At 63.9% G+C, this 13,331-nt stretch carries 13 protein-coding genes and 1 other RNA gene; 8 read left to right on the top strand and 6 right to left on the bottom strand.

From position 1 onward, the window contains the following. Positions 1-191: 191 nt before the first annotated feature. The gene (locus tag C480_RS07295) at positions 192-1,328 is read right to left on the bottom strand and encodes a thiolase family protein (protein ID WP_006664977.1); all 1,137 of its coding nucleotides are present in this window, start codon (positions 1,326-1,328) and stop codon (positions 192-194) included. A gap of 152 nt (positions 1,329-1,480) precedes the next feature. Here C480_RS07295 and C480_RS07290 point away from each other — a divergent pair, with 152 nt between their 5' ends. Both C480_RS07290 and C480_RS07285 read left to right on the top strand, forming a co-directional pair. Then, on the top strand, positions 1,481-2,257 hold the full coding sequence (locus C480_RS07290; protein WP_006664976.1) for a DUF5806 family protein: 777 nt from the start codon (positions 1,481-1,483) through the stop codon (positions 2,255-2,257). Between the two features lie 332 nt (positions 2,258-2,589). After that, positions 2,590-3,432 carry a hypothetical protein gene (locus C480_RS07285; RefSeq protein ID WP_006664975.1) on the top strand — a complete coding sequence of 281 codons (843 nt, stop codon included), beginning with the start codon at positions 2,590-2,592 and terminating at the stop codon, positions 3,430-3,432. Positions 3,433-3,650: 218 nt separating this feature from the next. On the opposite strand, the gene C480_RS07280 is transcribed toward C480_RS07285, so the two are convergent. Then, positions 3,651-4,502, bottom strand: coding sequence for a hypothetical protein (locus C480_RS07280; RefSeq protein WP_006664974.1), 852 nt, complete (start codon positions 4,500-4,502; stop codon positions 3,651-3,653). 375 nt (positions 4,503-4,877) lie between these two features. Then, positions 4,878-5,582, bottom strand: a complete 705-nt coding sequence (locus C480_RS07275; protein WP_006664973.1) for a lipoyl protein ligase domain-containing protein — start codon at positions 5,580-5,582, stop codon at positions 4,878-4,880. Positions 5,583-5,655: 73 nt separating this feature from the next. On the opposite strand from C480_RS07275, the gene C480_RS07270 reads away from it, so the two are divergent. Next, positions 5,656-6,657 carry a hypothetical protein gene (locus tag C480_RS07270; RefSeq protein WP_006664972.1) on the top strand — a complete coding sequence of 334 codons (1,002 nt, stop codon included), beginning with the start codon at positions 5,656-5,658 and terminating at the stop codon, positions 6,655-6,657. A gap of 115 nt (positions 6,658-6,772) precedes the next feature. Continuing rightward, positions 6,773-7,270 carry a PaaI family thioesterase gene (locus C480_RS07265; protein ID WP_006664971.1) on the top strand — a complete coding sequence of 166 codons (498 nt, stop codon included), beginning with the start codon at positions 6,773-6,775 and terminating at the stop codon, positions 7,268-7,270. Between the two features lie 98 nt (positions 7,271-7,368). On the opposite strand, the gene C480_RS23765 is transcribed toward C480_RS07265, so the two are convergent. Next, complete coding sequence (locus C480_RS23765; RefSeq protein ID WP_006664970.1) at positions 7,369-7,530, bottom strand: hypothetical protein; 162 nt, start codon at positions 7,528-7,530, stop codon at positions 7,369-7,371. Positions 7,531-7,611: 81 nt separating this feature from the next. Next, positions 7,612-8,196: a cysteine hydrolase family protein gene (locus C480_RS07260; protein ID WP_006664969.1), complete on the bottom strand. Its 585-nt coding sequence runs from the start codon at positions 8,194-8,196 to the stop codon at positions 7,612-7,614. A 150-nt stretch (positions 8,197-8,346) separates the two neighbouring features. Here C480_RS07260 and C480_RS07255 point away from each other — a divergent pair, with 150 nt between their 5' ends. Genes C480_RS07255 through C480_RS07245 form a run of 3 tightly spaced genes read left to right on the top strand, consistent with a single transcriptional unit; the run spans position 8,347 to position 11,698 of the window. After that, positions 8,347-10,185, top strand: coding sequence for an Hvo_1808 family surface protein (locus C480_RS07255; protein WP_006664968.1), 1,839 nt, complete (start codon positions 8,347-8,349; stop codon positions 10,183-10,185). A 47-nt stretch (positions 10,186-10,232) separates the two neighbouring features. Further along, on the top strand, positions 10,233-11,393 hold the full coding sequence (locus tag C480_RS07250; RefSeq protein ID WP_006664967.1) for a nicotinate phosphoribosyltransferase: 1,161 nt from the start codon (positions 10,233-10,235) through the stop codon (positions 11,391-11,393). A gap of 29 nt (positions 11,394-11,422) precedes the next feature. Next, complete coding sequence (locus C480_RS07245; protein ID WP_049903384.1) at positions 11,423-11,698, top strand: hypothetical protein; 276 nt, start codon at positions 11,423-11,425, stop codon at positions 11,696-11,698. Between the two features lie 254 nt (positions 11,699-11,952). Here the strand turns inward: C480_RS07245 and C480_RS07235 are convergent, their stop codons facing one another. Then, positions 11,953-12,552 (bottom strand): TIGR00296 family protein, encoded by a 600-nt coding sequence (locus C480_RS07235; RefSeq protein ID WP_006664964.1) that lies wholly within the window; start codon positions 12,550-12,552, stop codon positions 11,953-11,955. A gap of 253 nt (positions 12,553-12,805) precedes the next feature. On the opposite strand from C480_RS07235, the gene rnpB reads away from it, so the two are divergent. After that, an RNA gene (rnpB, locus tag C480_RS08350) (RNase P RNA component) lies at positions 12,806-13,231 on the top strand. Positions 13,232-13,331 lie beyond the last annotated feature (100 nt).

Below are 13,331 nucleotides of genomic sequence, written 5' to 3'. Positions count from 1 at the left end.
GGGTGAGCCTATCCGGGACGACCATACTCGAACGAACGTGTCTGTAACAAAATATGTATCGATCCCCCGCAGCGATCGGCCGGCGACGGCCGTGACCGAACGGGTGGCCTCATACGGACTGCTGTAAGTCGTTTCCGGCGCAACCGCAGGACGGGCGCTGTTGCGCCAGAAAATCGTTACAGCAGACCGTATCAGTTCACGTCGAACTCGATCGCTGCACCCTGGCCGAAGCCGACACACAGCGTCGCCAGTCCGAGGCCGCCGCCGCGCTTCTGGAGTTCGTTGATCAGCGTCACCGGCAGGCGCGCACCGGAGGCACCGAGCGGGTGGCCGATGGCGATTGCGCCGCCGTTGACGTTGAAAATCTCGGGGTCGATGCCGAGTTCGTCGCGGGAGTAGATCGACTGGCTGGCGAAGGCCTCGTTGAGTTCGACGAGGTCGTACTCGTCGACGTCGCGGCCGTTGCGCTCGAGCAGGCCCCGCGTTGCGGGGACCGGGCCGATACCCATGACGGTCGGATCGACGCCGGCGACGTTGTTCATGCCGATTTCGGCCATGATCTCGAGGTCGTGGTCCTCGGCGAATTCCTCGCTCGTGACCAGCAGGGCGGACGCACCGTCGGAGATCTGGGAGGCGTTGCCGGGCGTGACGGATCCCTCGGACTTGAAGACGGTCGGCAGTTCGGCGAGTTTCTCGGCGGTCGTGCCGGGGCGCAGGCCCTCGTCTTCCTCGACGGTGCCGTCTTCGGTTTCGATCGGGACGATTTCGTCGTCGAAGCGGCCTTCCTCGGTAGCTTCGACGGCGCGCTGTTGGCTGCGGGCGGCGTACTCGTCCTGCTCCTCGCGGCTGACGCCGTACTCCTCGGCGACCTTCTCGGCGGTCATCCCCATCTGGAGTTCGCCCATGTTGTAGAGTTCGGCCATCTTCGGGTGGACGTTCGGGGTGTTTTCGCCCATCGGGACGCGGCTCATGCTCTCGACGCCGCCGGCGATGACGGCGTCGCGGTTGCCGGCGGCGACGGCGTCCGAGGCGGAGATGACGGCCTGCATCGAGGAGGCACACCAGCGGTTGATCGTCGTCGCCGGGACGCTCTCGCCGAGTTCAGAAAGCAGGGCGATGACGCGAGCCAGGTTGTTGCCCTGCTCGCCGCGCTGCTGGGCGCAGCCCCACATCAGGTCGTCGACGTCTTCGCCGGAGAGGCCGGTTTCGGCCAGGATCTCGTCGATGAGCGGGACCGAGAGGTCTTCGCTGCGAAGATCGGCGTACACGCCGTCCTCTTTGCCCTGTGGTGTCCGCACGGCCTTGACTACGACTGGCGTCTGTGGCATACTGTACCGAAGATCCTTAACGGACTTAAATCCGGTCGAACTCCGAAGGATGCGGACGGAGTTTATCTGGACGGCACCGACCGACCCGCCTTCTGCCGGCGGTGTCGCCGTCGAGAACAACCCTTATCTCGCGCGTCTCGGAATACACGGCTATGGACGAGGACGGACCGAACGAGCGACGAGAACTCGATCAATCGACCGCGGCTGATGAGTCCGCCACCGCCGCCGTGACAGCCAACGATGCGGCCGGGTCCGCGCCCCGCTCCGAAACGGAAACGGAAACGGAAACGGAAACGGAAACGGAAACGGAATCGGAATCCGCCGGAACCGACTCAAACTCCACCGGAACCGACCCCGCCGAACCCGACTCGACTCGTGACGACGCGGCGGCCAGTTCCATGCCGGGCGTTCCGGACACCGAACCCGAGGGGTCGGATGTCCCGGAAGACGTTCAGAAATACGCCCGCTTCAAGAAAATGGACGGCGCACAGTACGACCGCGTCAACGAGTTCCTGCGCGACCGGACCTACATCACCGCCCGCGAGTGGGCCATCGCCCGTCTCTGTGCCGACTTCCGGACCGAAACCGGCGTCGAGATGACCAAGATCGGCGAGAACCTGCCCGAACTCGTGCCGTTCATGACCGACACCTACACGCCCCAGGCGGTCAACCAGGCCCGCTCGTCCTTCGAGGACAAGGTCCGCACCGCCGGAGCCACCTTCCTCTACGGCGCGATGTGTGACTTTTTCACCGCCGAAGAACTCGACGACGTGATGTACGAATCCACGGAAGTCGCGAAATTCCTGCTCGAAGTCGAGGGCGTCGACCTCTCCGTCGAAGACGAACTCGAAGCCGAAGAGCGTATCTCGAGCGTGATGCGGGAGGTTCGAGCGGCGAGCGAGGAACTGCGGGCGGAAGACGACTCGTAAACCACCGCCAAACGGCGAAAGCGATCGAGTTCACTCGGCCGACTGGTGGTGCGGTCGGAACGAGCCGGGCTGTCGTGACTGTTGTGGCAACAGGAACTATCCGGACCAGATGGTAATCACCGTGGAATACTGTTTTTGCTATCGGAACAGTCAGGTAGCAAATTCGATACTATCCACCAGCGTCTGAGAGTGGGACGTGCATGGCTGAATATCCCGCTGGCGGTGATGGGCACGCGCCAGCACGGCATTCCGAGGCGGAATCGACCGATCGTTCTTCGACCGGATCAACTGACGCTGGCGTCACGCGTCGACGAACATTACGCGCGGGCGGTGTGCTCGGTGCAGGGGGTCTCCTCGGCGTTCTCGGCGTTGGCACCGACCGCGCGGCAGCGGCGTGTGACCGGCCGGACGACGTGATTCACCTCGACTACGACGACTACGATAGCTGGGACGACATCTACCGGCTATCGAACGGTGACAGCGAGACGCTCGACCTCGTCACCGATCCGGTCTACTCCGAGAACACCGCGTTGCAACTGCAGGTTCGTGAGGGTAACCACTGGGGCGCGAGCATGCACTACGACTTCGAGGATGGCCTGTTCGAACTCACCGGCCGCGTTCGGTTCGGGCTCGACACTGGGTGGGGAATGGCCGGCCGCTACCCGGCGAACTGCCGGCTCTGGAACTGTGCGATGGCACTCGGCGAGGGCAGCGCCGGCGGCGGTATGCCCACCGGTTCCAACGGCTGGAGTAACCGGATGTACCTCACCAATCGGGATTCCGATCCCGAGGGCCCGTTTTACCTCCTCTCGCACACGTACCACCTCGATCAGAACCAGGACCACGACTTCATCATGGACGGCGAGGAGTACGCCTACGGGCAACCAGAAATCGTCCCCGGCAACTGGTACGAGTTCAAGTATTACGTCTGCGTGAACACGATCACGAACGGCGTGGCGAATCCGGACGGCATCGTCCGCTACTGGCTCGATGACGAACTCGTCTACGAGCGAACGAACTTCCGGTTCACGGAGGACCACGACGACAACATCATTGACTCGAACGGGCCGGCCGGACACTACGGCGGGCGATACGAGGCTCCCCAGAACCTCTATGCGTACTACGACGATCACTCGATGGCGCTTAACGGCCGACTCGAGTTCGGCCCGTGTTGAGACGGACGGCTGTCACTCAGTGCCGGCGCACCCGCGACCGTCCTGCGGTCGCCCGGGAAATCGGAACAACAGCTGTCTGACCCGGACGTTTGCGGTTGGTGGCCGCTGAGTCGGTTACTCGCGAGTCGCACGGTCGACGTGGGGACGACGTTTACAGTTGCAGTTGCAGTTATCGCGAGCGAGAGAGTGAGAGAAAGGGCGGTTCTGATCGGGTCACGTCATTCGGCTGTATTCGGTTGTCGCTCGGTGGGAGTCACCGACGAAACGTTCTCGTTCGAGATGGCATCCCCGATAGGCGCTCGGATCTGTGCGTCGTCGATGGCCTCTTCCAGGGTGTAGACGGTCGTTGTTGGAATATTGCCGAACGAACCGATCGGCTGTGTGTGCGTCTCGATCGTCACGTCGGTGAACGCGATATGGAAGTCGAGTGCGATGTGTTCGACGGACCACTCGCGGCGGATCTGTTCCATGACTTCGGAGAAGGTCGATTCGTGGGGTCGCGTTTCGGGCGTCCCCGCAAACGAGATTTCCGCTTCGAATTGGGTCGGTAAACTGTTCGGTTCGATTCCGTCGTGTGGGCCGGGAGTCTGAGTGCCGCGGTTGGCCTCCAGTTGCGGGGCAGATGTCTTCCAGAGGTGAGTCCAGGCCGGATCCGCAACGGAGTCGGTACGCCGTGCGTTATCACGCAATTCGGTCGGCCCGTTCGTCGTCTCCCCGTTCTGTTTGTAAACGACACACTGCAATTGAAGGTTCCGTGCGGGACCGTTCCCTCGGTTCTGGAGCGTTACGTGGAGCGTATTTTGCTCGGCACCGACCGCTTCGAGGTCGATAATCGGCCGGTGGTTCGCCTTCAGAAAGGCCGTTTGTTGTTCCATCAGCTCCGCCTGCGTCTGCTGGATCGACGCCATGAGTTCCTGTATCTGGTACGTCCGCCAGAACAGGACTACGAGTATGACGACGAAGACGATCGTGAGAATATCGGCAACGTCGACGAGAAAAAACCCGTCGGGGAGTGTTTGTGCGGGCCTCATTCTCGCTTCGAGTGCACCCGTCTCCTCGAGGCGTTCCATCGCCTGATTCGTCTCGATCGCCTCATCCCCCTGGTCCGTCTCAGTGTCGTGCGTCGGATCATGGTCCTCCGGATGCGATTCGGTGCTGTCCGGTCGCCGTGCGTTTCTGTGTGGTCGTTGGCAACGATCCCCGTTCGCTGCCGCCGAAAGCGCCGTTATCGACTATCGACCGTTGTATCCGCTCCCGCGTGCGAGTCGGGTCCGAACCGATCGCTGATCGCGTTTTTTACCCATCTAATTGTAAATGTAGCGGCCAATTGTCTGGAAATACATACTTTGAGATCCGGGGTGTCCGATCGAGACTCGCCCGGCGATCCCCGTCCCTCGCTTTCGTTTCCAGGCCTCGTTTTCTGTCGATTTCGCTATTTCGACCGCCTACGTCACCGCACTGACCGTCACGTTTGCCGAATCTTCTTCACCGATGAGAGCATCCTCGAATCGCGCTCTGACGACGCCGGAATCGATCCTACCATCTGCGGCCGCAACCGTTCCGACCGACTCGGGATCGAACCCCACGTCGAGTTCATCATAGACCGCAGCGAGAACGGCTGCAAGTTCATCGCGGTTGTCGACGAGGACGATGCCGGCAGTGACCGCCGCGTCCTGCCGGACGCGTTGGGCGAGCCCGACGAGCTTTCGTAGTGAGCCGCCCGCCGCTCGCGTCGAAATCGAGTGCGAGCCGGGACAGAACGCGTTCGACGGTTCGCCGCGGACTGTCTCGCAGTCCAGTTCCGAGAGCGCGCGCTCGACGGCCGCGGTAAGCCGTTCGTAGCGCTCGTCGGTCCCTTGCCGGAAGTCCCCAACGGGGTCGGCACGAGCGAAGGCGAGCGTCGTCTCGCCGTCGTAGGCGACCGCCCGGCCCCCGACGTCCCGCTCGACCGATGGAAAGCCGCGTTCGTCCGCGAGTTCGCGAGCGCGGTCGTATCCCTTCAGCCGGCGATCCCGGCGGCCGAAGGCGACCTGCCGGTGGGGAGTCCAGACGCGAACGGCAGGCTCGCCGTCGGCCGCGATCTCGAGCAGGCGTGTGGTCACCCGCCGATCCGCGTCGATCGTCTCGGCACGACCGCGGAGCACTCGCATACACGGCCCGTTCGTGTCGACGCACCTAAACAGTCCCGCTGCACAGAGGAACGTGACCAGGTGAACTCGGCCGATGGCCGCCACAACTTCCGTTACACTCCCCGAGTCGGTACTCGCCCAGTACGCCCGCTTCTCGCTCTATAACTCGCCGTATCCCGCACACGACGCCGGCTGTGCGATCGACCTCTACCCCGAGCCACCCCGCGATGGCCGGACAACCATCGCGCCGAGTCCCGTCTCCGGGACCGTCCGCGAGACGCGAACCGTCCGCGCACCGCAGCAACCCTACGCCGTCGAGCACGACCACCTCGTTCTGATCGACTGCGACGGCCCCGCCGACTGCGCCGGCCTGACCGCTCGCGTTCTCCACGTCGACCCGACGGTCGCGGCCGGCGACCGCGTCGACCGCGGCGACTCGCTCGGCGAACTCGTCCGCGCCGGGTTCTTCGCCCCGTGGGTCGACAACCACCTCCACGTCGGCTTTCGCGACCCCGAACAGAACCCCTATCGCGCATCCGGGTCGCTGCCGCTCGAACTCGGCGTCGATCCGAAACCGCTCGACTGGGACGGCACGGGGACGGTCGTCGCAACCGGCGACACCTACGCTATCCTCGATGCCCCGGCACACCCGAATCCGGGTGCCGAGTTCGTCGGCGTCCGCGCCGACACCGGTGGGCCGACCAGCGTGAGCCGGTCCTCATCAGAGTACCACTCCAACGGCGGCGTTCTCGACGGTGGCCTGCCGCACTACGACGGCGGCGGACTCCTCGCGAGTTCAGGATCAGTATCAGTATCAGTATCAGGATCGGGTGCAGAGACGGGTGCAAGTGCAGGCGCCGGTTCGGCCGCCGCTGAACTCGTCTCGCTGAACGGGGACCGGCTCGGCGTCCGCTCTGCTGACGATGGACGCTCAATCGCGTGGGACGACGTGACCGTCACGGCGAACGGGGAGCCGATAACGGGGCTGTCGCTGTTCTGTGCGCGCGATTCGGACTTCGGTGTGAAACTCATCTGTCCAGAACGAGCGTTCGAAATCGGCGACGCAGTGCAGGTTCGCGTTCGACCGGAACGGTAAGCGACGGATCGTTCGTTTCCCGCGGAAGCGGTTCGCCGCCGAGCGATCGAAATATTCGCCACGAGAGAAACACCGAAGCGCAGTCATCAAGACAGTTGGTGACAGAGAACAGGGCATGACCGACGACACCGCAGGTGCGACGGGCGACTACGACGCGATCGCACAGTTTCTCCAGCAGTACATCGACGACCATCAGGACTTCCTCTCGTGGATCGGCACGACCATCAACGGAGTCGGTCCGGGCTCGATGACCATCTCCATTCCCTACGACCAAAAACTGACGAACGTCCGCCCGGCACCCGCGACCGATTCCGACCAGCGCCCGGACATCCACGGCGGCATCGCTGCCACGCTCATCGATACCGCCGGCGGCCTCGCGCTCCGAACCGAACTCGAACAGCCCGTTGACGCCTCGATCGCGACGATCAATCTCAACGTGAACTACCTCCGGCCGGCGACCGGCGATCTGACGGCGACGGCAAACGTGGTTCGCGTCGGCGGGACGGTCGGCGTCAGCGAAGTGACCGTCGAGAGTACGACGCCGGATGGCGAAACTAGAGAGGTTGCGACGGGCCAGGGATCCTATCGCGTGTTCCGTCAGGGATCGGACTGAGTGTGCCGATTTCGCTCATCGACTGTTTCTCGTGAGTGTCTCCGGACTCGACCGTAGAGAGAACAGCCGAGTGTGGCTCGTTGTGGCTCCTGGTTGCGTTAGGCTATCATCCACAGCCGAAGCCCCAGATAGCACATAATGAGCCCGAACGTGCCGGCGTAGAGGAGTTCACCGCTCGTCGCCGAGGCCACCAGCGCGACTGCGTTGAGGAGTATCCCGAGGACGTACATCGACTGCAGGCGACGCGAGTTCAGTTCCATGCGGAGGGGTTCGGACGCAGGGATAAAACGCTCGTTGCTCCGGCGCTGTCTCGCTGGATCGACGAGCGGATGCCCACTGCGTTAGGCCGCGTCGAACGATACGTCGTCCCGGCTCAGTACCTCGCCGAACAGCCAGTCGGCGTGTTCGAGGGCGTACTCGTGGTGGTCGTCTTCGATCGCGCCAATGCAGTCTTCGATCATGAGCGGGCGGAAGTCGCGCAGGCCGGCGCTGCCGCCGGTATGGAGCACGCAGACGTTCGCGAGCGTGCCGCAGATGACCAGATCGTCGATGCCGCGGGCGTTCAGCCAACCCTCGAGTTCGGTGTTGTAGAAGGCGTCGTAGGTGTGCTTTTCGACGACGTGGTCGTCGGGACCGACGGTGAGCCCGTCAACGATCTCGGCCTCCCAGGAGTCCTCAAGGACGTGCTCGCCCCACTGGGCGAACTCGTCGTAGTAGTGGGCGTCCGCGAACTGTTCTGGCGGGTGCACGTCCCGGGTGTAGACGATCCGCGCGCCGGCGTCACGGGCGCGGGCGACGAGTTCGGCGATGGGCTCGATGACGCTCTCGCTACCGGGAGCGTACAGCGTGCCGTCTGGATGGCAGAATCCGTTTTGCATGTCGACGACGACGACCGCCGTGCGCGTTGGATCGAGGTCGAGAGTCATGGGTGTCCCTACGAACGCGCTCGCAAAAACGTTCGCGACGGTTGCGCCCGTGATCGACGCCGGATGAGTGTGTTCTTCCGATGAAACGGGTCGGCCACCGACCGTCGTCCTTTTGCCGGTTGCTTTCGTACGACTGACTATCCTATCCCGATGAACTCGACGCGCACACGGCTTCTGGGTGGTCTGGCTGTTTTCGCACTTCTCGTCCTCGTGGTCGCCGGTGCCGGTGGCTTCCTGCCGTTCGCCGTCGGCCCCCCGTCCGACTCGGATGAGGACGGGCAACCGAACTCCCCGGCGACGGACGACCGACCGGCCGATCCATCGACCAACGACACGATCGGCTACGTCGACGGCTACTGGTACGACGACGAACTCCCCGTCGACACCCGCGACAACCAGACCCTCGCCGAGGGTGAACTCGACGCCGTCATCTCGCGGTCGATGGCTCGCGTCGAGGTCATTCGAAACCTGACCTTCGAGGAGGACGTCTCGGTCGACGTCGTCTCCCGCGAGGAATACCAGGACGAACAGACCGAAAACGGCAGCGTCTTCACGAACGCCACCGGTGCCGTGCGACTGCAGCAGAACGTCAACTACGAGGCGCTGTTCATGGTGGATCGGAACACCGATGCTGCGGACGCCGCCGAATCGCTCTACGGCGGGTCCGTCAACGGCTACTACGACCCCGAAACCGAACAGATCGTCATCGTCTCCGAGAGTTCGGGAACGCCGACGCCCAACGAACCCGTGCTCGGTCACGAACTCGTCCACGCGCTGCAGGACCAGCAGTTCGGACTGAGCGGCTACGAGCGCGAGACGATCGACCAGGACAACGCCGTGAACGGACTCATCGAGGGCGACGCCTCCTGGGTCGACGCCGAGTACGAACGCCGCTGCGGCGAGGCGTGGGCCTGTCTCCAGCCCGAACGCGGCACGCCCGGCCAATCCGATCTCAACTGGGGGCTCTACCTGACGATCTATCAGCCCTACGACGACGGCCCCGACTACGTCGAGTTCTTGCTGGAGCAAGCTACGGACGAGGCGGCGTGGGACGCGGGCGAGTACGACTGGGAGGCCGTCAACGCGGCCTACGACGACCCACCGGCGAGTTCGGCGGAGACGATTCGACCGGGCGAGGAACGCGATCCCGCCTCCGTCGAGGTCGCGGACCGATCGTCCGAGGGGTGGCAGCAACTCGAAGTCGACGGCGCAGTCGCCAACGAGACCGTCGGCGAAGCCGGCATGGTTTCGATGTTCACCGCCGACGCGTTCGAGTGGGGCCGCCAGCCCGTGATCGAGCAGTCCGAGTTCCTCGAGTCAAGCATGGGCTACGACTTCGACCAGCCCGAGACCGACGGCTGGGCCGGCGACGAACTCGTGACGTACGCGACCGACGACGCCGCCGATGCCGTCGCCGGCGGCTCGAACGAGACGGTCGACGACGCGGTCACCGAAACGGGATACGTCTGGCGGACCGAGTGGACGACGACAGACGACGCCGAGGCGTTCGCCGGTGCCTACCTCGAACTGCTTGACAACCACAATGCCGAACCGGTCGACGACCGCCGGAACACCTACGAGATCGAATCGGACTACCCGGGAGCGTACTATCTCGACGTGAGCGGCGAGACGGTGTCGATCGTGCGCGCGCCGTCGGTCGCTGAACTCGACGCCGTCGAGGACGGGGCCGCACCCGCTGGCGATGATACGATCACAGCTAGCGCCGGTGGTACCGGGGATGACGGCTCTACCGCTTCGGACGACTCGGAGGACGACCAGTCGCTCATCGGCGCGCTGATCCCGGATAGCGGAGTCGGTATCAGAGCTGTCGCTCTCGGGTCGGTTCTCATCCTCGCGACTGGCGGCTGGATCGTTCTGCGTCGAACCCACGCCGTCTCCGCTACCGTGTCCTCGCTCCTGCTTTCGCTTCCGTTCGGGCTCTCGCTTCCGATCGAGCCGTCGATTCGGCGTCCCGCCTCGCCGCCGTGAGCGCCGGAGACGGGTAGCTTTTTTGCTCCCCGGCGGAAATCGACGCTATGTCAAACCCGTTCGGAACCATTCCCACTGCTGCGATTCTCGAGGGGACCGCGACGGACGCCTACTTCGAGCGTACCCACACGACTCTCGAGCACGCGGGCAAGAACCCGCACGTCGTCGCCGAAGTGACCGCAGACCAGTTCCCGACCGGCGAGTTCGACGTCTTTACCGGCATCAAAGATGTTGCGACGCTCTTCGAGGGTTGTGCCGTCGACGTCGACGCTCTTCTTGACGGGCAACTGTTCGACGGCGGTCCCGTTCTCCGCATCGAGGGTCCGTACCGCGAGTTCGCCGAACTCGAAACCTCGCTGCTCGGCTTTCTGTCGCAACCGAGCGGATTCGCGACGGCCGCACTCGAGGCGCGATTGGCCGCGCCGGAGTCGTCCGTCCTCTCGTTCGGCGCTCGTCACGTCCATCCCTCGATCGCATCGACGGTCGAACGCGCGGCGCTGCTCGCCGGGCTCGACGGATTCTCACACGTCGCAGCGGGAGACATCCTCGATCGTGAGGCGAGCGGCACGATGCCCCATGCGCTCATGTTCTGCTTCGGCGAGGGCAACCAGGCCGCGGCCTGGGAGGCCTTCGACGAGGCCGTCCCCGAGGACGTGCCCCGAATCGCGCTGGTCGATACGTTCTGGGACGAAACGAGCGAGAGCCTGTTGGCCGCCGAGACGCTCGGAGAGGACTTAGACGGCGTGCGCATCGACACTACGAGTTCGCGTCGCGGCGACTTTCGCCACATCGTCCGTGAGGTGCGCTGGGAACTCGACGCCCACGGCTACGAGGACGTCGACATCTTCTGTAGCGGCGGGCTCGGCCCGAACTCGATCCGCGAACTGCGAGACGTTGCGGACGGCTTCGGCGTCGGGAGTCACATCACGGAGGCAGCGTCGCTGGACTTCAGTCTCGACATCGTCGAGATAGAGGGCGAACCGATCTCCAAGCGGGGCAAGCTCTCGGGCGTGAAAGAAGTCTATCGGACCGCCGACGGCGGTCATCACGTCGCCCTCGCCGACGGCGACGCGCCGGACGACGCCGACCCGCTGCTCGAACCGCTCGTCCGCGACGGTGAACTCGTTCGCGAGTTCGACCTCGACGAGGCGAGCGAGCGCTGTCTGGCGGACGCGGACGCGGTCGGATTCGAAGAATCGGAAGCGTAATCACGCGCTCTCGGAAATTGGTTAGTATAATGATGGAACAGTCCTCCCCGCCGCACATCGAAATCACGAACAAACTCTTCTTCAAACTCGCCATCATCGGTTTCGGTGCCGCCTTCTTTAACGGATTCGCCTTGCTTCTTGCCGGGCAGATCGGCCCGTTCGGCCCGCTCGCTTTCATTTTCCTCTTGCTCGTGAATACCCCCGTTCTCTGGCTCGTGTTACACGCCTTCTTCGCGGCGATCGACGAACTGCTCAAGGCGAACCGTCACCCTCCGGTGCGATCATCCGCGGAGCACAGCGAGTAGCGTTGCGAGGCGTACCCGGAGGGACGGTTTCGATCGAACTCGACGCCGATTTCACAACTGAACTCGCAGCGGCCGCGCTCATCGTCTCGGCGGCTTCGGTGAACTGAACTCTCGTCGGTGCCGTTGCACGACGGACTGCCGTGGCCGTTCGAGACCGTCAGTATGATCGTCGGTACGGCGGCGACCTCTGCACGAGATGCGTTCGCGATGCGTCGCTGTTCGGGTGCGAGTTCTTCCACGAAGACGACGCCTGCTCAGAGCTCTTCGATGCTGCCGTCGGCCTCGCGCTCGCGGAAGACCTGGCCCTCGAAGAGGGTGACGACTACGTCGTCGTCCTGCCAGGAGTTGGGGGCGAGCTTGGCCTTTCGACAGGTCCGGTCGAGATATTCGCGTGCGCTCCAGCCGTGTTCGACCGGCACCGTCGGGTAGAGCCAGCCGCCTTCGCCGCCGTCGATGGCGACGCCGTGCGTGCCGAGTTCGAGATCGGCGAGCGGATCGTCGGTGAGGATGACGTTTCTCACCGCACAGACCGAGACGGTGAGGTTCGGTAGTTCCGAGGGGCTAATCTCGGAGCCGCACGAATCTTCGCTGGCTGCTTCGATGGCCGCGTCGACGATGACGTGGCCGAGCTGTTCACCCGAACGGTAGCCACCGGCACAGCCACGCAGGCTTCCGCGGCCTCGCGTGGACTCGAGTCGAACGAACGCACCAGTTCGCTCGTAGAAGCTTTCTCGCATACTGCCCGGTTGTTCTCGTTGCCCGTGTTCGACGTAGGATTCGACGGATTCACGCGCGAGTTCAACTGCACGTGCACCGTCTTCGTAGGAGAGGTTGACGCCCTGTCCCTGGGACATACAGATGTACATGGGGATAGCCGTCCTAAAACGCTTCCATTCCGTTTCGAGAGTCAGACCAGGGCTGTGACCCGCGAGAACGGCGTCGTATCGGCGGGAATCGGGACGATTCCAACCGAGGGACTTATTCACCAGCGGGACCTACAATCGGTGGAGAGAGAGCCTGGCTGCCGCGGCGGGTGAGTCGGTAACGATTCGCCCGTTGACTGCGGGCACCGATCGGTGACCCGCGACGAACGTGACTCCTCCCGTCGGGAGGGGCCACGCCCGCGAGGAAAGTCCCCCCACCTGTTCGGGCAGGTGACTGGACGCAAGTCCAGAGCGGGAGACCGCTGGCTCTGGAACAGAAACGACACGTCTCGGTCCGACCGATGATGCGTGCGACCCCGACCGCGAGGAAGGGCAGTTGACCCGCAGAGGGTGTGCAGTCTGGCCGTGGTTCGAACCCACGGGTCGCGACGGTTCGTGATGTCCTATCGGGAGATCACACGGCAGACGGCTCGTGCCGTCGACCGCAAACGACGCGACCGGCTGCGCTCAGACGACCGAGGACCGATGGAACGGCGAATCCTCACCGGTGCAAGTCCGTGCCGTGGTAGCCCGAACAACGCGGCCGCGCCGCAACGGCACGGATGCTCAGCCGAATGCCGGGACGAACAGAAGGGGGCTTACTCCTCTCACCGCTTTTCACCGCACAGCACCGCCTGTCTTGAGTGAGAGTCTACAGCAGCCATCGCAACGGCGATGTCACTCCTCTATCACGCGTCAGATTCGGATAC

It is taken from the genome of Natrialba aegyptia DSM 13077 (genome assembly GCF_000337535.1).
Lineage (GTDB): Archaea > Halobacteriota > Halobacteria > Halobacteriales > Natrialbaceae > Natrialba > Natrialba aegyptia.
Note: the sequence above shows the minus strand (reverse complement) of the source record. Positions and strands in the feature narration are given on the sequence as shown.

What these genes read in the sequence shown, in the direction of transcription:
- C480_RS07265 (WP_006664971.1), top strand. Translation starts at nt 6,773, where the DNA reads ATGACCGACGACACCGCAGGTGCGACGGGCGACTACGACGCGATCGCA.
- C480_RS07235 (WP_006664964.1), bottom strand. Translation starts at nt 12,552, where the DNA reads ATGTCCCAGGGACAGGGCGTCAACCTCTCCTACGAAGACGGTGCACGT.
- C480_RS07260 (WP_006664969.1), bottom strand. Translation starts at nt 8,196, where the DNA reads ATGACTCTCGACCTCGATCCAACGCGCACGGCGGTCGTCGTCGTCGAC.
- C480_RS07250 (WP_006664967.1), top strand. Translation starts at nt 10,233, where the DNA reads ATGTCAAACCCGTTCGGAACCATTCCCACTGCTGCGATTCTCGAGGGG.
- C480_RS07255 (WP_006664968.1), top strand. Translation starts at nt 8,347, where the DNA reads ATGAACTCGACGCGCACACGGCTTCTGGGTGGTCTGGCTGTTTTCGCA.
- C480_RS23765 (WP_006664970.1), bottom strand. Translation starts at nt 7,530, where the DNA reads ATGGAACTGAACTCGCGTCGCCTGCAGTCGATGTACGTCCTCGGGATA.
- C480_RS07290 (WP_006664976.1), top strand. Translation starts at nt 1,481, where the DNA reads ATGGACGAGGACGGACCGAACGAGCGACGAGAACTCGATCAATCGACC.
- C480_RS07280 (WP_006664974.1), bottom strand. Translation starts at nt 4,502, where the DNA reads ATGGAACGCCTCGAGGAGACGGGTGCACTCGAAGCGAGAATGAGGCCC.
- C480_RS07270 (WP_006664972.1), top strand. Translation starts at nt 5,656, where the DNA reads ATGGCCGCCACAACTTCCGTTACACTCCCCGAGTCGGTACTCGCCCAG.
- C480_RS07295 (WP_006664977.1), bottom strand. Translation starts at nt 1,328, where the DNA reads ATGCCACAGACGCCAGTCGTAGTCAAGGCCGTGCGGACACCACAGGGC.
- C480_RS07245 (WP_049903384.1), top strand. Translation starts at nt 11,423, where the DNA reads ATGATGGAACAGTCCTCCCCGCCGCACATCGAAATCACGAACAAACTC.
- C480_RS07275 (WP_006664973.1), bottom strand. Translation starts at nt 5,582, where the DNA reads ATGCGAGTGCTCCGCGGTCGTGCCGAGACGATCGACGCGGATCGGCGG.